Origin of the sequence: Janthinobacterium lividum, from assembly GCF_034424625.1 — a bacterium.
GTDB classification, from domain to species: domain Bacteria; phylum Pseudomonadota; class Gammaproteobacteria; order Burkholderiales; family Burkholderiaceae_D; genus Janthinobacterium; species Janthinobacterium lividum.
Genome location: NZ_CP139976.1, coordinates 4,210,576 through 4,234,604 on the forward strand (window position 1 = coordinate 4,210,576; position 24,029 = coordinate 4,234,604).

Sequence of the window (24,029 nt, forward strand, 5' to 3'; positions counted from 1 at the left end):
ACGACAGGAACGCACTGGCGGTGGATGAAACATGCGAAGCTCCTTGGATGGGACGACCAAGGAATGCCATGCATGCATCGTGCCAGGTGGATTGTATACAGAAATTGTGCCGAAATAGCATCGCGGCCTTAAAAATCGGCGGCTGGACGCGCCGCCGTGCACTGTTTTCTGGCGCGCCACCAGGTGGACGCACCAGAACGCAGCATCGGCGGCGGCATCGGGGCCTGGCACGGTGAAACAGCATCGTGATCTGGCACTCCGGCCCGGCGAGCGGCACCAGGCGACGACCGCAGGGGATCACGCGCGGCGCAAGCGAGCCGCAAGCCAACTGCAAACCAGCTGCAACCAGCCGTAGCGCAGCCGCCGCCCCGGTTACGCAGCAGTCGACGCTAGCTGCCGGTACATCCATCCATCAGCGCTTCCAGCTGCCGCACATAGGCTGCGCGCAAATGTTCGCGCGCCAGCAAGGCTTGCACTTGTGCAAAAATTCCATGCTGCGGCACGGCTGGCAAGACGGGTGCCGCAGGACGAACGGCAATACAGGGCACGCCGATGGGCAGCCTTTCCGCTGCGGCTTCCAGCCTTGCCCCACCTGCCGCGCAGCCACCCAGCAGACCAGCAAGCACGCAGACCAATACACAGGCCCATGAACAGGTCAGTGAATGGGATAGTGAGCAGGTCAGTGAGCAGGCTGATGAGCAAGCCCGTGCGCCAGCCCGTAAACCAGCCTGCAAGTAGCCCCGGACACGCAGCAGCGCTGGCGCACTCGTCATTGCCACCCTCATGGCGTCCCGCCAGCGGGTCTTCCAGCCATTTCACTGGCGATCAGCACCTCGGCCGCCTGGCAAGCGTCATCATCCGGCTGCAGCGCCAGGATGCGCGCCGCTGCCGCCTGGGCGTCTGCCTGCCCGGCCTGCGCATTGTCCAACGCCTGCCGGGCCCGTGTCGACCGTCGTACTCCCTCCTCCCGCATCGCATTCAGGGCCTGGGTCTGGCGCCGCAACACAGCTTGCATCTCCAGCACCTGTGCCGCGCATGCGGTACGGCCAGCCTCATGCCCCCAGCGCTGGGCGCAAAACACGGCGGCCCCCAGCAACAGCAGCATGGCCAGCACAAGCAAGGGCGGCTTCATGCCAGCACCTTGCGTGCTGCTGCATACAAAGCCAGGCGCTCGGCCAGGCCGTTCACGCCACCGTTGATGCGGCGCGTAACGCGCTCCTGGTCGCCCGCGTCGGTCAGCCGGTTCAAGCCGCGCGATTGCCAGAACCAGCCCGCCGAGCGGCAAGCGGCAGTCGTTTGCTCCAGCAACTGCGGCGCCGCCAGCAAGTCCAGGCCCAGCGCCACGCCGCACGCGGCATAGTTGGCGCGCCCCGTCACCTGCAGCAAACCGCGTCCCTTGAAGCGCACGCCATCACCAGCAATCACATTGCCCAAGTCCGCCCGCCCCTCATAGGCCGCGCCGCTGGCCAGTTCGCGCACATAGCGCAACTGTCCCGATTCGTGGCCCACCTGCGCCAGGAACGACGCCTGGCGCTGCGGCGTATCAATGCTGAACTCGGCCATCGCCGCATTCAGAGGTGCCAGGAACAGCGTAGCGCGGCGGCCGGCCAATGGCATGATCTGCATCAATTGGGCGCCTGTCACAGCATGCCCCGCACATCCTTGACGGCAGCGGCCGCATCAGCCGCGAGTTCGCCGATATCCTTGCCGCGCCGCTTGTCGAACCAGCGCACGCAGGCGCCCAGCACCCACCAGGCAGGCAAGCCGGCCGCCACCATCAGCGGCGCGGCGATGAATAAAAAACCCGTGGCCGGATCGCCGCCATACAAGCCCGCCACGGTCTTCGCGCTGTCGAACAGGCTGGGCCACCAAGACAGCACGGCGGCCACGAGCACGGGACCGAGAAAGGTGGAAATGATGATGCTGGAACAAAAACGAATAAATGCCTCCTTGGTGGACTGGGGCCACATGAACATGAAGCCCAGCGACGTAGCAGCGGCGCCGGCCAGCACGGGCACGCCAAACAGTTTGATCAATGCGCCGCCGGCGGCGGTGGTTTCGAGGGCCATGGTTGCCTTTCAGATGGTGGAAATGAAAAAACCCGCCGAAGCGGGTTTAAGGTGGACGACTGTTTTTCTACACGGCCTTGACCATCACGTAGGCCCTGCCATCCGGCTCGATCGAGATCACGCGGCCGACGGCGTGCAGGTACTGCTTCATGGTGATATCGTCCTTATGCACAGCGATGCCCTGGATGCCCGCTCCGTCCTGCACGGGCACGATGTAATCGCCCGGCTGGGCGCCCAGCACGTTGACCGGTACGCGGCCTGCGATGGCGATGCGGTCGACACGCTGACGAGCTGCTTCCAGTTTGGCATCAAATGCTTCCACTGCAGTACGGTCTTTCAGCACTGCGTTGTTCCAATCTGCCAGCGCCTGCAGATACGCAGCCATCTTGGTATCCCATTCTTCATCCGTGTCTCCCGCTTCAGTCACCCCTTCAGTGTATTCAGATGGGTTAGTTTCTGGAACCACAACCTGACCAATTACGTCTTCACGGCGAAGTGGCATTGCAGGTTCCATGCCGGCTTGGGCATCAGGACGGTGGCCGACATCTGTTGCCCAGCTATCACCGCCAACAAATGATGGATCGGTGGATTTGGTAGCGAACATGACGGCATCTGCCCACTTATCAGTGATTTCATTCCTATTGGTAATGCCCACAATCTGTCCGGCGAGAATATTAGGGCAAAGAGCACTTTTACCCATGTACTCCGCATAGTCGGTGCCTTGAGCATTGAATGTACCTGGTGAAGCGATAGCACGATTTGTGGTACTGTTTTTTCCGATGTGCATCACAGAGGCAGCACCGTTCCATCCACCATTTCCATCAGAAGCACGAATAGCTACGCACGGAACCGAGATACCTTCTCTACCGATAAATAAGAGTTCCTCTGCCTGCGCTGAGACACGATTAATTACATGGCGGGTAGCTGTCGCGTCCGAACTGCCAGCTTTCAGCAACGGCATGTACACTTGGCCGTTACCAGAAACCCTAAGCAGGTCATCAGTGTAAGTACCAGATCCAGTATCACGTGCACGGACAATAAGTTTGAACCCATCCTTGAAAGCAGAGCCAGTTCCTTCAGACGACATGATAGACCAGTGACCAGAATAGCTTGTTCCTACCATACTAGAAACTGCAAGACGCATCATTTCATGCGCTTGTCCAGCAGGCAGCGAATCTGGCATCAGACTTCCATAGATATAAGAAGGCGGGCTAGTATTCGAGTTCACTGGGCCTCGAATAGCGATTCCCTCATTAAAACTCGTACCCGTATTCCTGCCCCCCACAGAAAGGGACGTTACGCGAGGTGCAATATACACAGATGTGCCCTCTGCTGCCGAAGAATCCCATGAAAGGGTGCCCGTAACTGAACTCGTTGGCACTGGTGAGGTGTATGTAGTGGCTTGATTACCCATTAGATTAAAAGCCGCTTGGGCGAATACTTCCGAAAGAAAAAATAAATACACCGAAATACTGCCATCAACTTCGGTGTAAGTTAAGAATCTAACTGAGGTGGGAATAATTCGTGTGCTGGACCACTCGACTGTCAATCCGTCTCTGCTGCCAATTACGATAGTCATAGGAGTGAGACTTGCTGAACCCCATCCTCCGATAACTGCATCAATCCGCAGAGAGGCGTATGTGACCGGACTGCTTGCGGGCAGCATAGCCAACTTGAAAAGGCGCTGCCCGACGCCCGGAGTTTGAAGGTAGTTATATCCGAATTTAGCTGCTCCACCACTAGATAAGGGCAGATTGGACGCCACTGACTTATCGGGATCAAGCCACGCCGGGTTTATGTAGCCATTTGGCCCACCCACCGGCGACATCCCAACCTTCGGCGCATATGAAGCCACCACGGCGCCCCGTCCAGCCAGCTCGTTCAAGCGCTGGATCGTGTCCTTCTGTCCATAATAAAAAAAATCGCTCATTACAACTCCTCTATTTCAATGTTGGTGGCATAAGCCTGGAAAGATGGTGTCGTGATGGCGGCCAAATTGGCCAGACGGCCATACACTTGGTGCGCCTGCTCCAGTTCAACATCGTCGCTGTCGGGATACAGGCTGATGAAAAGCGGGCGCGACAGGCCGTTGCCGCGTACGATGCGCCACAGTTCGGCACGGTCCAGCGGCGTCATGTGATCGAGCGCCAGCGACAGCTTGCGGTACATCACGCCGCGCTCCACCTTCTGTTCGCCAGCGCCGTTACGGTACTGGCTGCTGGTATCGATTGGCGTGATACCGGCGCCATACGACGCGTTCTGCTCGGGACTCCAGTAAGGGCCAGCCACCAGACGCGCGGCCTCGATATAGCCGGCAGGATTGTCGGGGTCGGCCAGGTCGATCACCAGCTTCCTGATGCTGTGCATCTGGAACCAGCAGCGGGCGTAGGTACCGCCGCCGTAACTGTAGGCATTCAAGCCCAGCGGCAATGCGCCCCAGTCCCACATGCCCAGCCGCGCATACTCGCATGCTGGCATGACGCCAGTATCGAATGCAGACGCAGTGTGGCCGGGCTCGATGTAGCCGCGCACGCGGATGGTCGCCCCTGGGGTCAAGTTGCAAAACGGCAGGGCCAAACCACCGACAATTTCCGGTGACGGCCAGGTTGCCGTGATGCTCAGCGCTGTGCCGATTGAGCGCAAGACCAGAGACTTTCCCTCGCGCTGCAGATTGGTCGGACCCAAGGTGCCGGCCTGGCTCGATGCCGTTAACATTGCACGGTCGGCGGCGTTGTCATAAATAATGCGTAGATTTTTCATTAGATTTTAACCAGCTTCCAAGTGATCTCAGTTGGGATAATGTAGCCATTGCCACTGACCGGGGTCCAGGTAAATCGAATGTATATCTGATTATCAATTGGCAGGAGGGAGGCACTAGCACTTTTGAGGCCATCACCAACAACAACAGACGCTTCGCAATAACCATTGCAGCCACCGTTCGGGCTCGATTTACCCTCTGAAATCGTCGCGGTGGCCAAAAAAGTGTCCGACGGAGCCTCATGCCATGCAATCTCGAATGCCTTTCCAGTATCGATGTAAACGGTAAAGGGGCGATATTCTTCACCAGTCCATCCAACTAGCCCTGGGGAAATGGACGTCTTTCCACGACGCACCAAATTCGGTGGTGACAGGAGTCTGCGGGCAAAAGTACCTTCGCCATCGGCGGTGATACTCACTGCTCCCGAGCCAGCATAGATAAACGGCATACTGCCCGTAGCGTTAAAATCGATAAACGTCGTATTATTTTTGTTTTGACCACGTCCGGCAATAATGGTGTCTGCCGTCAACTTCCCGGAAAAAGTACCAGAAGCACCAAGCAGTTCACCACGGAAAGTGCCACTATTCGCGTGCAAATTTCCATTTCGATCCAGGCACCATCCCGTCGTGCTGCCACTCCCATTCCAATTGCTGCTGTAAATATCACCGCCAATCTGTGCGTTTAAAATAGCAGCGTTCGCGATGTAGGTCGAAGAATTGGTCGGCGTGATCTGGCCGTAAAGATTGTCCCCGAATCCGGCTCCTGGGCCGTCCGCCCAGGCCGATGGAACCGTTTGCGCGGCAAGTGCCACGCCGAAATACCACAGGGAGATAAAGAGATAAGGTTCGACTCCGCCATCGCCCACAAGAACACAACGCACCGAGGCATAAGCGGCTCCGGTCGGGGCCGTAGCGAATAGTGTTGATCTGGGCCAACTGCCAAGGGCGCCTATTACGCCGACGTTGTCTATGGCATTTCCGGGTATCTCCGAGAGATAAGTACCGTCCATTTTGTAGAAAGCGATGTTGACGGCACCTTTGCAGCGATGTGAAGTCATATAGGCACTAAGCTCATAACGCGTGCCTGGAATCACTGGAAATTTCCGGAATTCCCCATCTTGCATTGGTGAGGCAATAGCATTGGAACCTGCTGAAACGGTCCCCATGCAGCAGATATAAATACCGCCTGCGCCGCCCGGCAAGTAGGGTGCGTAACTCGGTGCGAAAATGGTCGTGCCTGGTGAGTACGAATACAATAAACCGAAGCCGCCTACCGTGCCTGGATAGGGACCAGCGTTGCTGATCAGGTTACCCGCGCCTATGCCCGCATCCAGGTAGTTCGCCGTCAAGGGCATGCCGGCGCTGAGAATAACCTTGCCGTCGCGATCCTTTATTGCCAATCCGCGCGCATCGATTTTCTCAGCCGTGACGGAGTCTGCTGCCAGCGCCTTTGTTGCCACTGTTCCAGGTACAAGCAGGTTTCCATTTAACACAGTTCCCAGTTCCAGCCATCCACCATCGACAAAGAATTTCGTCATCACATACGTCGCGTCATACAAGGTCACCACGTCGCGGTTGACCGGTGCACCGTAGCCAGCTCGCCCCAGCTCATACACGGCCGACGCATCCGACCAGGCCGAGTAACCAGGCGCCGTCACCGTCACCGTGCCGCGCTGGCCGGTGGCGCCATCAGCGGCCAGGCGCGCAGCGGCCGCCCATTCGCCTGGGGCGATGTCATCGGTCGCCGCGCGTGACGCAGCCGTGGCGCCGGACATGAACAGATAGGCGCCGCCCGCCGACGGCACCTGGGTAGACCAGCCGTTGTTCAACCCCGTCAGTTTGCCCGTGGCAAACGTAAACGTGCATGCGGCCGTCGGCAGCGCGGGCGCTATGTTGGTTGCGCCCCGCTGGTAGATACGCACGGGCGCCACGTTCAAGCCGTCGGTGCCGTCCTTGGCCAGCTGCACCGCAGCCGACCATTCATTGGCGGCGATATTGTCCGTGGCATTGCGCGAGCTGGCGGCCGCCACGCGCACATACAGCGGCGCCGTGCCAGCCGGGATATTCTTCGACCAGCCATTGGCCAGGTCATTGCCGGCAGGTGTCGTGATTGCCGCCGTGGAAAAGGCGTAGATCACGTCGCCCGGAGAATCACCAGGTGCCGCAGCGGCGCGCTTGTAGGCGAAGGCCTGGCCCGTGTTCAATCCCGCCAGGCCCGTCTCGCCGGCGGCGCCGTCGAAGACCTTGCTGACCATGTAGTTGGCGAGGTAATCGACGCCAAATTCACGGATGCGTGCCTGCACCAGGGCAGTATCGGTAGTCATGCTGGCAAAATCGACCGTGGCCACGTTGCCGTTCACCCGCAACGCCGTGCCGGCGGATACGGAAAACACGATATCGCCCACCACATTGACCGGCTTGGCGGTGATGGCTATCGAGCCGGGCGCGCCCTCACCCGCACTATTGACGCGAAATACGGGCGTGCTGGCGGACATCAGGAGCGTCTTGCCATCGGCCGTCGTGCTGAAGCGCTCCGCCGTCGCCTGCAGCAGCGAATCGCGTTCTCCCACAATCGCGCTCATACGAGCACCCCCACCGTCACTCTGCCCGTCAGCCAGAAACGCGACAGCAGTACCACCACGCCCGGCACGCCCGGCACGCCATCCTGCAAGCCAAAGCGCTCAGCGCGCAGTTGTACGGGCTGTCCCAGTTCCAGCATCATCATCTCGGGTTCTCCATCGAATTCGTAAATGGTGCGCGGTACCTTGCTCAAGGCCAGGCGCCGCTGCGCTTCCGCGCGGGCATCGGCCCGCGTCTTCAGGCACGTATCGATCTGCACCGGGTCGTCGCTCAAGCGGTAACGCGTGCGCACCGCCGCGTCGACCACCGTCTCCGTCAGCCATTCGGTGGCATACAAATCTGCATGCGCGGGCGGTATGCTGGTCGTCAGGCCAGCCTGCGGCGTCCAGTTCCGGTCAAAACCGATCTTCACGGCGGCCGTCACCGGCAGGCGCTGCGCGGGACGCAGCGAGCGTTCGCGCATCTGCTCCGGACCGATCGCCACCGGCACGCCGGCGGCCGGCAGCGCGATCTGCACCAGGCGCAGCTGGCCCGTGCGCGACATGATCGCCTGGGCGCCCACGCTGGCCGCCAGTTGCTGGATGGCCTGCGCCTGGTTCGTGCGGTCCGCAACATACAGCCCCACCGGCTGCGGGTGGGACGCGTCGAAGGCGGCCAGGTTGTCCAGGTCCAGGTCCGCCAGGGTAAAACGGTCGGCCGCCTTGCCGTAGGCCGTGGCGATGCGCTGCACCAGCGGCGCGATGCGCGGCGCATAGCCGCCGCCCTTGTCGCCCTGTACGCTGGCCGTGATCGTGGTGGAAAACGGATCGGTGGTCAGGTTGAAGCGGCCCGCCTGCTCATTCAAGGCCACGGCGATCGGCTTGCCGTTGGTGCGCACTTCAAACGTCGATTCGACCGCGCCGAGAAAACCGTATTCCAGCGTGGAGGGATTCGTCAGCATGGGCGCCACGTTGTGGCACTCGCCAAACGGTATGGGCAGGATGGCGTCCTTGTTCGGCGTCGTGCCACCCAGCTTGGCCTCGGAGATCGGCGTATTCAGGCGCTGCAGCTTGTCGCGCAGTACCAGGTTGACCGACTCGCGCCCCGCACTGGCCATGTCGGCGATGATGCCGTCGAAGACCAGCTGGAAGTCGGCGCGCGGCCAGGACGGATCACCGGCCCAGGCCTTGATCGGCCGGTTCATCCAGACATCATTCAGCCAGCCATCAAGCGCGCCATCGGCGTTATCGAGTTCGATATCGCCGCCCGACAGCCCCGCCTCGCCGGACAGGCTGACCTGTTCCGTGAAGGCCAGGCCGCCCTTGGCCAGCGGCTGGTAGGCGGTATTCGCCGGCACTTCGCGCGGCCCGGTGATGTAGGGCCGCGAAGCGATATACCGCGTCACCTCGCTGCCGGCCACGTTAGCCTGCGCTTCGATCAGCACCATGCGGATGGCCGACGGGCTTTGCAGCCATTCCTGAAATTGCGCATCGGTCATGCGTATTCTCCTTTCACTGCATTGGCCCAGGCGGATGCCCGGGACGATTTATCCACGCCATCGACCACCGTCCTGGCGGCGTTGGCATTCGATTCAAAGGTGGCCTGGATCGTGGCGCCTGTTTGCGCCCGCTGGTCGGCGCGCAAGCCTTCCAGCTCCACGCGCATGGCCTGGTTGTCTTCGCGCAGGCCGCGGATTTCGGCCACCAGGGCGTCAGAGCCGACGTTCGACGACGACGAATAGCGCACGGGGTCGAAGACGGCCGGCGCTTCCACCGCAGACTCTCCGAAAGAGGCGGCGACAGACATGCCGGCAGCAGGCGCAAAGCGCATGCCACCCGTGATATCGGTCTGCCCGCCTGCCCGCAACGCAGCACCCAGCGCATCGACCGCCTGCTCGATACCAACCGCCGTCTTGTTCAGGTTGATCAACTGCCCCACTTGCGTATCGAGTGCCGTCAGCTGCTTCTGCGCATCGTTCAACTGTGTGCCCGTGATCGCCGCCAGTGCCGCCAGCTCGGACTGGACCCTGGCCGCATCGGCGGCATAGCTCGCGCTTGCAGCGTTCACGACCTGACTGGCCGTCAGATATGCCGTGGCAGTTCCTGTCAGCGCCGACTGGGCCGCCGCATCGCCCGTCTTCGCCTTGGCCAGCGTCTCTTCATACTGACGCTGCGCCTCTGCCATCTTCTGCATCGGCGTCAAGGTCGACAGGTTGCCCAGCAACAGAGAATCCTTGAAGGTGCGGATGCCGTCGCCAAACGATTTCAGGCGATCGATGGTGGACTTGAGGGCCGAAGACTCCGTTTCATAGGCACTGGCAATGTCCTGCCGCGCCTGCAACTGGTCATACAAGGCCAGGTTGGTGGCATCGACCGCAGTACGCTCCTTGGCACGCAATTGCGCCGAAGTCATCGTCATCTGGTCGAGCTTTTCCTGGATGCCCTTGCGCTCGTCGGCAATGCCCTGCTCCGATTTGGTCAAGTCTTCCGTCGCCGCATGCGTCTTCGCAAACGCATCGGCCAATGCCATCAGGCCCGCATACTGGTCGGCCCCCGTCTTGGTGGCCAATGCGCCAGAATTGACCAGTTGCAATACCGTATCCTTGAACTGCGCGCGCGTGGTCACGCTCGCATAGCCCAGGGCCGCCATCTGTTGCGTCACGTGTTTTTGCACGGGCGCCAGGCGCTCGGCTTCGGTCAGGTAGTTTTCGGCAAAGAATGCAGTCCGATTGCCCAGTGCTTCAACGCCACCGGCAGCCTTGACCAACTGTTCGCGTGCCGCCAGGGACGCCACGCCAACGGCGCCGAATGCCTGCTGCGAGGTGCTGCCCAGGGTAGCCAGCATGGCATCGACGACCGCGTAGTTGCCCGCCAGGCGCTGCAGCGCAGCGCTGGCCGATTCGCCCTTCTGGCTCAGTTGCGACAGCGATGGCACCAGTTCCTTTGCCATCGCATCGCCGACGCCGGTAAAGAAATCGGCAATGGCTTTCTGGTTCGCGGCGTCATCCTTGGTCATGACGATATTGAGCGACTGCGTGCGCGTGGCCAGGCTATCCGTGTTGACGCCCAAGGTGCTGGCGAAAGCGCCCGTCACCGCCTTCATCTGCGCATACGTATCGCCAAGCGAGGCCGCCAGCTCGGCATCGACTTCAGAGCGGTCGGTACCTTTCTTATTCTTGCGGAAAAGGCCGCCCTTCTGGGTCCAGTTCGAATAACTCTCACCCGTAAAGCCATCGGCACCGAGGTTGCCCGAAATACCGGCACTGCTGACCTTTTTCTCGCCCATGCCGAACAAGCGGTTCGCCGCGCCGCCCAGCAGGCCGCCCACCAGCGCGCCCATAGCCGTACCCACCAAGGGAAAGACGACGGTTCCCAGTGCTGCGCCAACGGCCGTACCGGCATTGACCACACCATTGCGGCCATATTCGCCCGAAATCATCTTGCCGCCATACACGCCGCCCATGACGCCGGCGGCGACGCTTGCCGCCGCGCCCACACCGGTGGCGAGAGACCCATTGGCACTGACAAACGGAGAATAAGAATTACCTTGCAGCATGTTGATACCGCGCTGCACGCCATCGGCCACCGAGTTGCCAATACCGGAAAGTCCGCTGGACAGCGAATCGTAGATGCCCTTCGCCGAACTCAGGAGCGACTGGATGCCCCCGCCGTTGGCCAGACTGCCCTGCGCTTGCGCCGCGCCCGGATTCAGGAACGAGGCAAAGCCGGCCGCGATGGGCGACATGATCGGTTGCAGCACGAGGTTGTTGAACATGCTCTTCAACTTGTCCCTGAACATGGTCGCCAGGTTCTTGCCGCCTTCAAAGCCGTTCATGAACGCGTCAGTCAGTGACTTTTCGATATCCTTGGCGCTGGCAGCCCAGTCATCGGAGGCCTTCTTGGCCGCAGCGGCAGACGCCTCCTTGGCGGCCAGTTCTTCCGTCGCCGTCATGCTGCGCTGCTTGGCATCGATCAATGCATTCAAATACTCGATCTGGGCCGCATTTTCCTTGCCCACCGCCAGCGCGGCGCGCTGCTCCTTCAGCAGCGCCATTTCATTCTGCGCGATGGCGGTCTTGCTCATGCCATACACCGCCACCAGCTTTTCGCCAGCCTCGGCTTCCTTGACGGCATCGGCGACGGCCTGCGTCCGTGTATCGGACAGCGCTTTCGCGTCTGCCAGCGCCTGCTCGGTCACAGCCTTGGCTTGCTTGCCCACCTCGATCTCATCGACGCGGGCCTGAAGCACCTTACGCGCAACCTCGAATCCCGCCTGCTCCGACGCAGTCAGTTTTTTCGTCTGACTCTCACGGAGTTCCTTCAACTGAAAATCGAACTTTTGCGCCTCGTTCATCTCAGCATAACCGGCAGCTTCGCGCTTCAGGTCGAGGGCCTTGCCGTGCATCTCTTTCATCATGGATTCGAAAGGCGTGGGCGGAGCGGGAAGCGCCGGCATGCCTGTAGCGGGCCCGTTCTTCGGTTTGCCGGGCGCTTCTTGCTGCTCAAGCTGCTTGAGCTTGCCGTGCACCATATCCAGTTCGCCCTGCAGCCTTGCCAGGTTGCTGTCCACCCCGGCCTTGTCCAGGGACTGGTATTTTCCCGTGCGATTGCGCACGGCATCCATTTCCGTCGAAATCTCCAGCATGCGTTCGCCAGCCGGGGTATTCAGTCCTTTCTCCGACACGCCCAGCTTTGCCAGCTCATTGCGCTTTGCGAGCTGGACCATCTGCTTGTCGAGTTCAGCAACGATTTCCTTGGTACTCTTGCGCATGGGCTCTACGGCTTTCTCCGCATTGTCTTTCGACGAACTCCCCCACATATTCCAGGCAGTAACACCTAACCCTACGACAGTCACCAGCAAACCGATATAACCGCCCATGAATGCCAAGGCGCCCTTCAGCACTCCTGCAGCCACCGATGCGGCGCGCGTTGCGGTCGTTTGCGCCACCAATGCAGCGGCATGGGCTTCGGCGGCAACTGCAGCACGGGCCTGGGCCGGGATCAGGCCATTCGTGGTCAGCGCCAGCGCCACGTCGGCCTGGCTGGCGCGTATCGTCGCTTGTAATTCAGCAACACGTGCGGTCGCCAGTGCAGAGGTGGCGGCGGTCGCCGTCACGTCGGCATTCGCCGCCGCCAGGGTGGATGCCAGCAAGGCCCGGTTGGCCGTGACCTTGCTATACGTAGCCACGACGACGCCGGCAGCCCAGGAACCAAATTTCGCGGTGGTCAGCGTTTCGAGCACGCCAACGACCAGGGTCAGGTTATTCGACAGAAATTCGAGGCCGCTCGTCATCAGGCGCACGGCGCCGGTCGACTCCGCCTGTCTCGCCGTGAACTCCATCACGTTGTTGCTCAAGACGGTAAAGCTGCCACCGATGGTTTCGAACTGCACAGCTTCCTTGCGCAACTCTCCCAGCGCATTTGGCAGCGCGACGGCCATCACGTCGGCAGTGATCAATCCTGCGCCGGCAAGCCCGGCGAGCGCTTCTTTCGACACGCCCAGGCCGGCGGCCATGGCCGCCATGACTTCGGGCGCAGCCTGGCTGATATCGTTAAATTGCTGGCTGCTCAGGGCGCCATCGGCGAAGGCGTCGGACAGCCCCTTGAAGGCGGTGGCGGAATCTGCCGCCGAGGCGCCGCTGATCTTGACGCCAAGATTGAGCGCCTCGGTGATGCCGGCCACTTCGGCCTGGCTGATGCCCAGTTTCTTGGTCGCATCGTTCATTTGGGCATACAACCCTGCCGTGGCGGCAAGGTCTGTCTGCCCCGAGGCGGCAATGCGCTTGACATTGTCGTACGCCTCGCCATATTCCTGCGTCGAACTGGTCGACATGCGCAGTTGCGCTGTCAGTTTCGTATATTCATCAGACAGTTTGACGATCTGGCCAATATTGTTGGAAATACCCAGGTTGGAGAGTATCTCCGTGTATTTTTTCGTGACATCTTCGAGTTTGAAAGTCGACTTGGCAGCCCGCTCGCTGGCCTCGCGCATGCGTTCCAGGTCATCTGCCGCGATGCGCACATTGAGCGTATCGATGCGTATCTGCAATGTTTCAATTTCAACGGTCATAATTTACCCATAAAAAAAGCCACCGCAAAGGTGACCGTGCAATCGAGGCCACCTTCACGACGGCTGTTGTGTTTTCCGTGTCACCTCTGCTGTAAAAATCAGGGCAAAACCAGGGCTAAGGCGAACTGTTTTGATGGGAGATATAGGCTGCGTCGAGCTGATCGACCAGCTCCTCTTCCCAAACCGCCAGACGGATACGATGCCGCAGTTGCCATGCCAGGATATCCAGGCTGCTCAAGGGATTGACCGCCATGCCGTTTTGCCGCTTGCGGCTCATCTGCACGAAAAACTGCCACACATGCGCCAGTTCAAACGGCAGTTGCGCGCGAACGGGAGCCTGCGGCTCCCGGTAGAGTGGATGGCGCTTGGCGGCATCCAGGTGCTCGCCTTTCGCATTGCCATCAGCCGCCTTTGCCGAACGCTCAAACTGTTCCTCGGCAAAGAGCAGCAAGGCGGCGGCTAGACCGTCAAAAAATTGCCGTCCGCCTCGAGTGCGGCCAGCACTTTTTCCTGCCAGGACGGCATTTTTTCAAAAATCGCCTTCAGCAAAGCCGGGGAAGGCTGTACCGGGACGCCCTTGTCGACGAAACCAGGCATGCCCACCACCACCGCGATGGCGATCTTCATGTTGCGGTTTTCCGCCAGGTCATACAGTTCCGCGGCGCCTTCGTCGGTCTTCGCGTCGATTTGCTTGCTTTTTTGCACCGAGCGCTTGATCGCCACCACCGACGTTTCGCGAATCACGGCACGGTACTGGTCGGAATTTTTGCTGACGATTTCAAAGCCCGCCTTGTGTGCGCCGTCTTCGTCAAACAACACTGACACCAGGTGCACCTGATCCACCGATTTGTTGCCATCATTCAACAGGGAAATATCAAAACCAGCCGAGGCGATCATTTGTGCGTTGTTCATATGTATTTTCTTTCTTGATTGAGGTAAAAGTAAAAAGGCCGCCATCAAGGCGGCCCCGGGTCAAGCGTCAGCCGCTTACAGCGCGCTGTCCTGGATGGTCAGGGTGGTCGCTTCGTGCTGCGCGTCCGCGCCCTTGTAGCGCAGGACGTCGAAGGCGCAGGTGACGATCTTGTTTTTCTCGCCGTCGTCGATCTTGGCCGAGGTGATCTTGATGCGGCCCATGGCCAGCGCCAGCACGTCGGCGGTCGGCGCCGTGCCCGACGCCATGGCGTAGGCCAGCGGGATTTCCGTCTCGGACTTGAAGTAGTCGAGGTAGGTGGCGTCCTGCAGCAGCACCGTGAACTGGCCCGAGCCCATCACCTTGCCGCGCGAGGCGGCCGTGGCGTACTTCGAGCCGATCACCGGGTCGACCTTGACCTGGCCATCCAGCGAAACGGACATGCCGGTGCAGATCTGCGACGGGATGCCGTTCACCGACAGCATGGCCGTGGCGCCCGAAAACTTGCCGGAGCCAGGTGCGGCCAGCGGCGCGGGGAAGTACGGCACGGCCGTGGTCGGGCCTTCCGCCTTGCCCATCAGGGTGAAGTCCAGGCTGGTGATGCCGTTCGGCTGCACGGCGATATCCATCTTGCTGACCAGCTGGTCGACGAAGCTGCGGTGCACGCCGATCTTCGGGTCCTGCACTTCGGCCGTGAACCAGTCGGTGGTATGGCCTGTCAACGGGGTGAAGCTGCGCTTGCCCACGGCCGCCACGCCGACCGAGTCGCCGGCCGCCTTGACGATCATGGCCGAGCCGTCCATGAACTGGCCATTCAGGTTGGTGGCCGTCACCGACGTGACGAAGAAATTCTTCGCGTTGTTGGCGGCCGCCGGCGCCGTCATGCCGGTGATGCGCACCACGCTGCCGGCGCGGAAGCCTTCGCTCAGCCAGGAACCGGCACTGCGCGTCAGGCCGGAGGCTGCCGCGGCGATGGTGGTTTGTGCGGCAGCCACGCCGCCTGCCGTGAAGTCGCGGCGCAGCAGCGCCGCCATCAACGGCGCATACGTGCCGCACGCCGCTTCGGCCTTGATGGCGCCCGTGGTGCGGAAATTGCCCAGGCGGGTATCGCCCTGCTGCTGGCTGGCGTCGATTTCGGCGCTCGCGTATTTGTCCGCTTCCGTGTCGAAAGTGGCTGTGACGCGGGGATAAATCTGGCCGCCGCCGGCGGCGGCCTTGCTGCCTTCGGCGCTTTGTTTGCTGATAACGATCAAGCTGTCGATGCCGTTTGCTGTCGATGCCATAGTTGTAAAACCTTTCGTGAGATAAAAAAAGACCGCCAGAGGCGGTCTTGGGGCAGGAACTGCGAATAATCAGGAAGACAAAAACCCGCGCGCGGTGAGGCGGCGGGCTGGCGTCCGGATGGCGCGGGGCCATGCCGGACGAAAGGTGGGCGAAGGGGCCATGAAGGCCGTTCGCTGCGCTGAGTTCCCCTATCGGTGTCGCGCCTTGGGCGCGTCTATTACGAGTGGAGAAGCATGTGGCGTACTGCGGTGCTGCCGGTGTTGCTGTTGCTGCGTGATCGAGACTCTATTGTAGGGGCGTTTTTTCCAGTGCCAGGCATATTGCAGAAAATTTGTCAGTGGCCGAGGCGGCGCATGGCGCGGGCGCCGTGCGACTGGAAGATGCCTTCCAGTTCGCTGACCATATCCTTGATGCGTTCGAGCTCGAAGCCGCCGGAGCAGCTGATGGCCGCTTCGCCGGCGCCGTGGCAAGCCTTGCAGACGACAGGCGCGCCGGCCTGCATGGCAGCGACGACGCCCGTGCCGTGGCAGACCTTGCATTTGCTGTCGAGCCAATGCGCGAGCGACGCTTCGGCAACGCGGCGGTACAAGGTATTGGCCGCCTGCGCATCCCAGGCCGTCTGCGCCTTGACCCAGCGCCGCGCACGGCCCTTCTGCGTCACGGCAGCCGTCCAGGCGCGCAGCAACTGCGCCAGGTTGCCCGCATTGCCTTCGAACAGGCGGCTGACGGTGCCGTCCGCATACTTGACGCGGCACAGCAAGGCACCCATGTCGCCGGCCAGCGCGGCCGCCGCGATAACATCCAGGTCGTGGTGGACGGCATCGTCGCGCAAGTTCTGCGACGACAGCGATGCGATGAATTTTTCTGCAAACCCCATGATTTCTCCTCGTTGATACTAATCGTTATTCTGTGCCGGGCCAAACAGCGCCGCCACCAGCGGATCGCGGTGCGCCGTGCCGCGTGCCCAGCTGGCCGTGCGGCGCACTTGCGGCGGCAGTTCGGCCCAGCCATCGACTTCGTCATCCTGCTCGCCCAGCGCGTACAGGGCAGGCCGCTGGCGTCCCGGTTCCGTGCAATGGCGCTGCGCCAGGTGGATCTGTCCCATGCCGCACATGTGGCGCAAATAGCGGCTCATGGTGCCCGCATCGAGTCCCAGCAAGGCGGACAATTGCGCCGCGCTGGCCTGGCCCTGCTCGCGAATGTACTGCGCGATGCGGGCGATATGCAGCTGCGACTTCTTGCTGCGTCCCTGTAACTGGCGCCCCTGCCGCGGCGCCGCCCTGCTTTCAACCAACTGACTGCTGTTCAACATCTGCCTGACCTCCCGTGGTGTCGCCAACCGGCAGACGCTGTAGTGCGTTTGCGACAGGCAACGAGTGGACTTTATCAATCGCTAATGTTAAAGTCAAGCATTTGGTAATTTATCAAACGGTAAATTTCAGGTTTAATGTGGAGATGAATATGTATCAATACAGACGCGACCGCCTGCTGGCCCTGATCCGCGAGCACTACGACAACACGCGCAAGAAAATTTCCGACGTCAGCGGCTGGAGCGAGGCACGCATCTCGCAAATCCTCTCGCCCACCTACCGTGAGGGCCGCGCCTTCAGCGAAAAGATCGCGCGCAAGCTGGAAGCGGACCTGCAGTTGGACAGCATGTACTTCGACCAGGGTGCGGCACCGGACCAGGTGACCATGGCCGCGCGCGCGCTGGCAGGCGTGCAGGCCGTGGTGGTGGAAGATGGCGAGGATGAACGCTTCTACCCGATCCGCAAGGTGAAACTGCGCCTGTCGGCAGGCATCACGGGTTTTGCCATCGAACCGGAAACGCACGACGGCAGCACCATCAGCGTGCCGCGCAGCTGGGTCGAGCGCAATGGCTACCATCCTGAAAAACTGGTGGCGATCAAGGTCAAGGGCGAGAGCATGGAGCCGGCCCTGTACGAGGATGACGTGGTGATCATCAACACGGCCGACAACCGGCCAGCCGACGGCATTGTGTTTGCCATCAATTATGAAGGCGAGCCGGTGGTCAAGCGCATGGCGCGCGATATCGGCGAATGGTGGCTGACGTCGGACAACCCCGACCAGCGCAAATACCATCGCAAGCTGTGCCGCGGCAATGAATGCCTGATCGTCGGCAGGGTCGTGCGCAAGGAAAGCGACCGGATTTGAACGCGAAGTTTATCGATTGATAAACTTCGCTTGCTTCCTGGCGCTTACGCCAGCGCCGCCTGGATCTGCTGCAGCGATGCCGGGTCGTCCATCGACGTCAGGTCGCCCGGGCTGCGCCCTTCGCAGATGGCCTGGATCGAACGGCGCAGCAGCTTGCCCGAGCGCGTCTTCGGCAGCTGCGACACGAACAGCACGCGCGCAGGCCGCGCCACGGCGCCCAGCTGGCGGTCGACGACGGCCATCACTTCGCGCTCCAGCACCGCTTTCGCTTCGACGCTGTCGAAACCGCGCGGATCCTTCAGGATCACGAAAGCCATCGCCACCTGGCCTTTGAGCTTGTCTTCCACGCCCACCACCGCCACTTCCGACACGTTCGGGTGGCTGGTGATGCTTTCCTCGATTTCGCGCGTGCCCAGGCGATGGCCGGCCACGTTGATCACGTCATCGGTGCGGCCCAGAATAAAATAATAGCCATCCGCATCGCGCAGGCCCCAGTCGAAGGTGGAATACACTTGCCGGCCGCTGAAGGTGGACCAGTAGGTGTCGACGAAACGCGCATCGTCGCCGTACACCGTTTGCATGCAGCCCGGCGGCAGCGGGCCTTCCAGTACCAGCACGCCCTTCTCGTTGGCGGCGCACTCCTCGCCCGTCGCTTCGTTGAGCAGCTTGACCTGGTAGCCGTACATGGCCAGGCCGGGGCTACCCAGGCGCGTCGGGGTATCGGCCACGCCTTTCGCCACCGAGAGAATCGGCCAGCCCGTCTCCGTCTGCCAGTAGTTGTCGATGATGTCCACTTTCAGTTCATCGGCGATCCACTGCGAGGTGGTTTCGTCGAGCGGCTCGCCCGCCAGGTACAGCGCCTTCAGGGAAGACAGGTCATATTTGCGCATCAGTTCCACCGGGTGCTTGCGCAGCACGCGGATGGCCGTCGGCGCCGAGAACATGCGCGTGACCCTGTATTTTTCAACGATGCTCCACCAGATGCCGGCATCGGGACAGATGGGCAAGCCTTCGTACAGGATGGTGGCCATGCCGGCGATCAGCGGACCATACACGATGTAGGAATGGCCCACCACCCAGCCGATATCCGAGGTGGCAAAGAAGGTTTCACCGGGCTTGCCGCAGAAGTTGTACTGCATCGACGATGCCAGCGCCACCGCGTAGCCGCCCACGTCGCGCTGCACCCCCTTCGGTTTGCCCGTCGTGCCCGAGGTGTACAGCACATACGACGGCTCGTTCGATTCGAGCCAGGCGACGGGCACCTGCGCGTCCATGTGCTGCTCGCGCAGAGCCGCGTAATCGACGTCGCGGCCGGGCGTCAGTTCCATCGGCACGAGATGGCGGTCGACCAGCAGCACCTGACGCGGCTTGTGCGCGGCGATGCGGATGGCTTCGTCGAGCAGCGGCTTGTAGGCTATCGCCTTGCCATTGCGCGAGCCGGCATCGACGGAGAACACCAGCTTAGGCTGCGCATCGTCGATGCGGCTGGCCAGGCTGTTGGCGGCAAAGCCGCCGAACACCACGGAATGCACGGCGCCGATACGCGCGCAAGCGAGCATGGCGAACGCCGCCTCGGCGATCATCGGCATGTAGATCAATACGCGGTCGCCCTTGCCCACGCCCAGCGCCAGCAGGATGGCGGCGCAGCGCTCCACTTCGCGCTGCAGCTCGCGAAAGCTGTAGCTGCGCTCGGTATTGGTCTCGGTGGAAATGGCGATCAGCGCGGCGGCATCGCCCTGGCTTTCCACCCAGCGGTCAACGGCGTTGTGGCACAAATTCGTGGTACCGCCGACGAACCACTTGGCAAATGGCGGGCGGGAATAATCGAGCACTTGCGAAAACGGGGTGTTCCAGTCGATCTTGTCCGCTTCCTCGCGCCAAAAAGCGTCAGGTGTGTCGATCGAGCGTTGATAAAATGCTGCGAAATTCATGTCTCCTCCGGTAGTCGTGCAACCTTGTATCGGGCTTGGGCGAACTGGTCTGGCCGCCGCGCTTTTGTGTTCCACCTGTGTATCACCTGTATATCGTCTGCCTGCGCAGCTCTTTTTTATCTGTGGATGGGGGCATCCTCCAAAAATTTTTCAAACAGTTTTTTCGAGAACGCGAACATCTCCGGCTGCGCAGCCACGCAGGCGCGACGCTCGGCCGCAATCCTGTCGCGGTTCGCCGCCAAGGTGGCGCCGGTCAGCGGCATGCCAAACTGGCCGTCGTCCGGCGCGCTATCCTTTTGCGTCATGATGCGCTGCATGACGATGTCGCCCAGCGCCTTCTTGAAGTGTCCTGCTTCCCAGTACCACCGCGTGCTGGCGTGGCGCTGCTGTTGTGTGGGAATCGGCTCGCAGTTGTACGGGCCAAAGCCACTGAAATCGGTCACCGTGATGCTGGCCGACGGGTTCATTTTTTTCACTGCCGCCACTTCCAGCACAACCTGCCGTTTCCACTCGTCGAACAGGGGCCACAGGCCTGCCCCTTCGAACAGGGTAAGCATCTGTGCGTGATACGGATAGATCACCAGTTTGACATCGGCCTGCGTGGCCGCCATCGCCAGCAAGAAGTCGTGCAGCGATTGAAAATCGCCGTCGGCAAAATCGGTCGTCGACATTTTGACAAATCGAGCGGCACTTTTCTGTGCCCGATGCTTGAACACCTTGTAATAGCCATCGCGGACCACTTGCGCGCCATAGTCCAGCGCGGGATTGAGGCCGCTCGGCGCCATGGTGAACGCCGCCCTGTCATGCTGTATGAGCGGAGTCTTCACGGCGTCCTTCACCGAGGCCAGAGAAAACAAGGTATCGAAACGCCAGAATCCGGCAACATGGCCGGACGGCGCCTCTGTACGCGCCGGCGGCGCGATGGCCGGCTTCAGAAAGTCGATGAATTCAAGTCCCACGATCACCGTCCCCGGCTTGATGCCTGCCTGCGACAGTTGCGCGAACTGGCTGATGGCCGTGGCCATTCCGGTGCCGGGAATCCCCATATTGTAGCCGGCACCATGCATTGCACCAAATGCAGCGGCACGTGGATCGAAGCCAATCTCCGCGCGCGAATTGCCCAGGATGATGAAGCGCGGCTGCAGGCGCAGCGCGTGTTCGTGCTTGATCTGGCTCTGGTAGCGTTGCAGGCCAGGCTTGACGGCGTTGAAATTGACGCGCCTGACCACGCCATACAGATTGTAGGGGTCGACAATGTACACAAAGGCGCATATCAGGCATGCGCAGGACAGCAGCACCAGCACCAGAATGGACAGATATCGGCCGTACGATGGTCTTGTCATTTCATCGATCCCCGTCAGAACTGGAAATACAGGAAATCGGCGGGCCGGTTCAGGGCCAGGATGCCCGCCAGCGCCAGCAGCGCGATGGCGGCCGCCCACGCAGGCGAGGCGCGCCACGTCAGCAGGCGCGCCATGTCCCGGCTTGCCGTTCCTGCAGTGCGCGCACGCCGGAAATCCAGCGCCGGTTCGCAGCGGCGCATGATTTGCTGCGTGTTCGGAAAGGCAAAGGCCAGCAGCGCGGCGACGGCTATCCACGCCCAGGTCTCGACGAACAGACGTCCACCGCCCAGATAAAACGTCGTGCCTATCGTCTCCAGCAGATGCTGCAGCGACGGCACGCCGCTGGCCAGCACATCGGGCACGGCCACGCCATAGCTGCCCGCCATACCCTGCAGGATCGTCCATGACGTCGCCATGTCCGGGGCGCGGAAAAAGACCCACGCAACGCAGACGGCGGAAAAAGTGACGAGGGTGGCCACGGTTTTCCAGGCGCGACTATCGAGCGGCAGATGCAGCCGCCGCGCAGCCGCGCTCCAGGCCTTGTGGATGGCCAGGTAGGCGCCGTGCAGCGCACCCCAGACAAGAAAATTCCATCCGGCGCCATGCCACAAACCGCCCAACACCATGGTGATCATGAGGTTCAGGTAGCGCCGCACCGGCCCGCAGCGCTTGCCACCCAGCGGAATATACAGGTAATCGCGCAGGAAACGCGACAGCGTCATGTGCCAGCGGCGCCAGAATTGGGCGATATTGCGCGATTTATAGGGCGAATCGAAATTGAGCGGCAGGCGCACGCCAAACAGGCGCGACAAACCGATGGCCATGTCGGAATAGCCGGAAAAATCAAAGTACAGCTGGAAGGTGTACGCCAGCACCCCGCCCCAGGCGAGCAGCAGCGAAGGTTCGGCTGGGGCATCGAACAGCGGCGCCGCATACGGGCCGACATTGTCGGCAATTAACACTTTTTTTGCCAGGCCGATGAAAAAGATCGTGCTGCCGATAGCGATGTTCCGGGCCGAGAGCCTGAATATCCGCCTGTCGGCAAACTGCGGCATCATTTCCTTGTGATGCAATACAGGGCCGGCGATCAGGTGAGGGAAATAGGTCACGAACAGCAGATAATGAACAAAGCGGCTTTCCTGCGCCTTGCCCTGGTAGGTATCGACCAGGAAGGCGATCTGGGTAAACGTAAAGAACGAGATCCCGATAGGCAGCACCACGTGCAGGGCGGGCAGCGGCTGCGCCAGCAATTGCGCCAGGCTGGCCACAAAGAATCCCGCATACTTGTAATAGGCGAGCAGCCCCAGGTTGGCGGCAATGGCCACGATCAACAGGCCCTTGCGGTGGCGGATGCGTCCTGGCCCAAGCAGGGCGGCGCTGCCGTAATTGAAGAGGATGGAGCCGAGCAGCAGCGGCAGGTAGCGGTAATCCCACCAGCCATAGAAAAACAGCGAGGCGCAAGCCAGCCAGGCGGCGGCCCACAACTGGCTGCGCCGTCCCAGGATGAAAAATCCCGCCACCGTGATGGGCAGATACGCAAACAGGAAGACGTAGGAGTTAAATAGCATCAATTCACCCGTCGGGAAGCATGGAAGGTCGCCGCATGCGCATCGCTGCCGGCGCTCCCCCATTTTCCTTGTCGCTCAATTTCTTTACTAGCAGAAATATCAACTGATCTGCATGCGCATCCGCCTGCTTGGCCTTAAAACGCGTCGCCGGGAATGCGCACGAACCCTTCCATCAGCACGCGCGCGCTGCGGCTCATGATGGCCTTGGTGACGCTCCATGCGCCATCGGCCAGCGCCGCTTCCGCGCCCACCATCAGGGTGCCGGACGGATGGCCGAAGCGCACGCTGGTTTTTTCGCCGCCGCCCGCCGCCAGGTTGACCAGGGTACCGGGGATGGCTGCCGCCGTGCCGATGGCGACAGCGGCCGTGCCCATCATGGCGTGGTGCAGCTTGCCCATGGACATGGCGCGCACCAGCAGGTCGATATCGCCCGCGTCCACCTGCTTGCCGCTGGACGAGACATAGCCGGCCGGCTTGGCGACAAACGCGACCTTCGGCGTGTGCTGGCGTTTCGCCGCCTCGTCGAGATGCGCGATAAGGCCCATGCGCAGCGCGCCATGCGCGCGGATGGTCTCGAAACGGGCCAGCGCGGCAGGGTCGCCATTGATGGCGTCCTGCAGTTCCGTGCCCGTGTAGCCGATGGCGTCCGCGTCGACAAAGATCGTCGGGATGCCGGCGTTGATCATGGTGACTTTCAGGCTGCCGATGCCGGGCACATCGAGGTCATCGACGAGGTTGCCAGTAGGGAACATGGCGCCACCGCCCCCCTCTTCCTCCGCGGCCGGATCGAGGAATTCCAGTTTTACTTCGGCGGCCGGAAAAGTCACGCCATCGAGTTCGAAGTCGCCCGTTTCCTGTACTTCGCCATGCGTCATGGGGACATGGGCGATGATGGTCTTGCCGATATTGGCTTGCCAGATGCGCACCGTGGCAATGCCATCTTGCGGCACGCGGGCGGCGTCCACCAGTCCGCTGGCGATGGCGAACGAGCCGACGGCGGCCGACAGGTTGCCGCAATTGCCGCTCCAGTCGACAAAAGGCTTGTCGATGGAGACCTGGCCGAACAGGTAGTCGACGTCGTGCCCCGGCTTGCTACTTTTTGCCAGGATCACCGTCTTGCTGGTGCTCGACGTGGCGCCGCCCATGCCGTCGATCTGCTTGCCGTACGGGTCGGGGCTGCCGATGACGCGCAGCAGCAGCGCATCGCGCGCCGCGCCCGGCACTTGCGCGCTGGCGGGCAGATCCTGCAGGCGGAAGAACACGCCCTTGCTGGTGCCGCCGCGCATGTAGGTGGCGGGGATATTGATTTGGGGGATGTGAGTCATGGTCTGTCCGAAAGTAGGCCGGATTAGCGTGGCGTCGCC

General features: G+C 61.4%; 19 protein-coding genes. 1 reads left to right on the forward strand and 18 read right to left on the reverse strand.

From position 1 onward, the window contains the following. Window positions 1–389: 389 nt before the first annotated feature. From U0004_RS19070 to U0004_RS19135, 14 genes are all read right to left on the reverse strand, one after another. Window positions 390–548 (reverse strand): hypothetical protein, encoded by a 159-nt coding sequence (locus U0004_RS19070; RefSeq protein WP_167468679.1) that lies wholly within the window; start codon window positions 546–548, stop codon window positions 390–392. A gap of 233 nt (window positions 549–781) precedes the next feature. After that, the gene (locus U0004_RS19075) at window positions 782–1,132 is read right to left on the reverse strand and encodes a hypothetical protein (RefSeq protein WP_070257659.1); all 351 of its coding nucleotides are present in this window, start codon (window positions 1,130–1,132) and stop codon (window positions 782–784) included. Further along, window positions 1,129–1,626, reverse strand: coding sequence for a glycoside hydrolase family 19 protein (locus tag U0004_RS19080; protein ID WP_070257660.1), 498 nt, complete (start codon window positions 1,624–1,626; stop codon window positions 1,129–1,131). Before U0004_RS19080 ends, U0004_RS19075 begins: the two co-directional genes overlap by 4 nt. A 14-nt stretch (window positions 1,627–1,640) precedes the next feature. Beyond that, window positions 1,641–2,069 carry a hypothetical protein gene (locus tag U0004_RS19085; RefSeq protein WP_034785835.1) on the reverse strand — a complete coding sequence of 143 codons (429 nt, stop codon included), beginning with the start codon at window positions 2,067–2,069 and terminating at the stop codon, window positions 1,641–1,643. A gap of 67 nt (window positions 2,070–2,136) precedes the next feature. Further along, window positions 2,137–3,999 (reverse strand): hypothetical protein, encoded by a 1,863-nt coding sequence (locus U0004_RS19090; protein WP_139144200.1) that lies wholly within the window; start codon window positions 3,997–3,999, stop codon window positions 2,137–2,139. Further along, complete coding sequence (locus U0004_RS19095; RefSeq protein ID WP_070257662.1) at window positions 3,999–4,829, reverse strand: hypothetical protein; 831 nt, start codon at window positions 4,827–4,829, stop codon at window positions 3,999–4,001. The genes U0004_RS19090 and U0004_RS19095 overlap by 1 nt, the downstream gene beginning before the upstream one ends. After that, window positions 4,829–7,408 carry a hypothetical protein gene (locus tag U0004_RS19100; protein ID WP_070257663.1) on the reverse strand — a complete coding sequence of 860 codons (2,580 nt, stop codon included), beginning with the start codon at window positions 7,406–7,408 and terminating at the stop codon, window positions 4,829–4,831. The genes U0004_RS19095 and U0004_RS19100 overlap by 1 nt, the downstream gene beginning before the upstream one ends. Beyond that, window positions 7,405–8,883, reverse strand: coding sequence for a hypothetical protein (locus U0004_RS19105; protein ID WP_070257664.1), 1,479 nt, complete (start codon window positions 8,881–8,883; stop codon window positions 7,405–7,407). Before U0004_RS19105 ends, U0004_RS19100 begins: the two co-directional genes overlap by 4 nt. Continuing rightward, window positions 8,880–13,454, reverse strand: a complete 4,575-nt coding sequence (locus U0004_RS19110) for a tape measure protein (protein ID WP_081345713.1) — start codon at window positions 13,452–13,454, stop codon at window positions 8,880–8,882. Before U0004_RS19110 ends, U0004_RS19105 begins: the two co-directional genes overlap by 4 nt. 115 nt (window positions 13,455–13,569) lie before the next feature. After that, window positions 13,570–13,905, reverse strand: a complete 336-nt coding sequence (locus U0004_RS19115; protein WP_070257666.1) for a phage tail assembly chaperone — start codon at window positions 13,903–13,905, stop codon at window positions 13,570–13,572. Window positions 13,906–13,913: 8 nt separating this feature from the next. After that, window positions 13,914–14,414 carry a hypothetical protein gene (locus tag U0004_RS19120; RefSeq protein ID WP_139144201.1) on the reverse strand — a complete coding sequence of 167 codons (501 nt, stop codon included), beginning with the start codon at window positions 14,412–14,414 and terminating at the stop codon, window positions 13,914–13,916. A 27-nt stretch (window positions 14,415–14,441) separates the two neighbouring features. Further along, window positions 14,442–15,647, reverse strand: coding sequence for a phage tail tube protein (locus U0004_RS19125; protein ID WP_070257667.1), 1,206 nt, complete (start codon window positions 15,645–15,647; stop codon window positions 14,442–14,444). Between the two features lie 335 nt (window positions 15,648–15,982). Then, complete coding sequence (locus U0004_RS19130) at window positions 15,983–16,525, reverse strand: DnaJ-like cysteine-rich domain-containing protein (protein WP_034783962.1); 543 nt, start codon at window positions 16,523–16,525, stop codon at window positions 15,983–15,985. An 18-nt stretch (window positions 16,526–16,543) separates the two neighbouring features. Further along, the gene (locus U0004_RS19135) at window positions 16,544–16,960 is read right to left on the reverse strand and encodes a FeoC-like transcriptional regulator (RefSeq protein WP_034783960.1); all 417 of its coding nucleotides are present in this window, start codon (window positions 16,958–16,960) and stop codon (window positions 16,544–16,546) included. A 149-nt stretch (window positions 16,961–17,109) separates the two neighbouring features. Here U0004_RS19135 and U0004_RS19140 point away from each other — a divergent pair, with 149 nt between their 5' ends. Further along, entirely contained in the window at window positions 17,110–17,823 is a 714-nt protein-coding gene (locus U0004_RS19140; RefSeq protein ID WP_052140253.1) for a S24 family peptidase, read from the forward strand. A gap of 44 nt (window positions 17,824–17,867) precedes the next feature. Here U0004_RS19140 and U0004_RS19145 read toward each other — a convergent pair whose 3' ends face one another. From U0004_RS19145 to prpF, 4 genes are all read right to left on the reverse strand, one after another. Then, the gene (locus tag U0004_RS19145) at window positions 17,868–19,754 is read right to left on the reverse strand and encodes a propionate--CoA ligase (protein WP_070257668.1); all 1,887 of its coding nucleotides are present in this window, start codon (window positions 19,752–19,754) and stop codon (window positions 17,868–17,870) included. A gap of 116 nt (window positions 19,755–19,870) precedes the next feature. Next, entirely contained in the window at window positions 19,871–21,214 is a 1,344-nt protein-coding gene (locus U0004_RS19150) for a hypothetical protein (protein WP_147284982.1), read from the reverse strand. Next, a complete protein-coding gene (locus U0004_RS19155) occupies window positions 21,112–22,665 on the reverse strand; it encodes an MBOAT family O-acyltransferase (RefSeq protein ID WP_115057538.1) in 1,554 nt (517 codons plus the stop codon). Before U0004_RS19155 ends, U0004_RS19150 begins: the two co-directional genes overlap by 103 nt. A 134-nt stretch (window positions 22,666–22,799) precedes the next feature. Then, window positions 22,800–23,990: a 2-methylaconitate cis-trans isomerase PrpF gene (prpF, locus tag U0004_RS19160; protein ID WP_070257671.1), complete on the reverse strand. Its 1,191-nt coding sequence runs from the start codon at window positions 23,988–23,990 to the stop codon at window positions 22,800–22,802. Window positions 23,991–24,029: the final 39 nt, after the last annotated feature.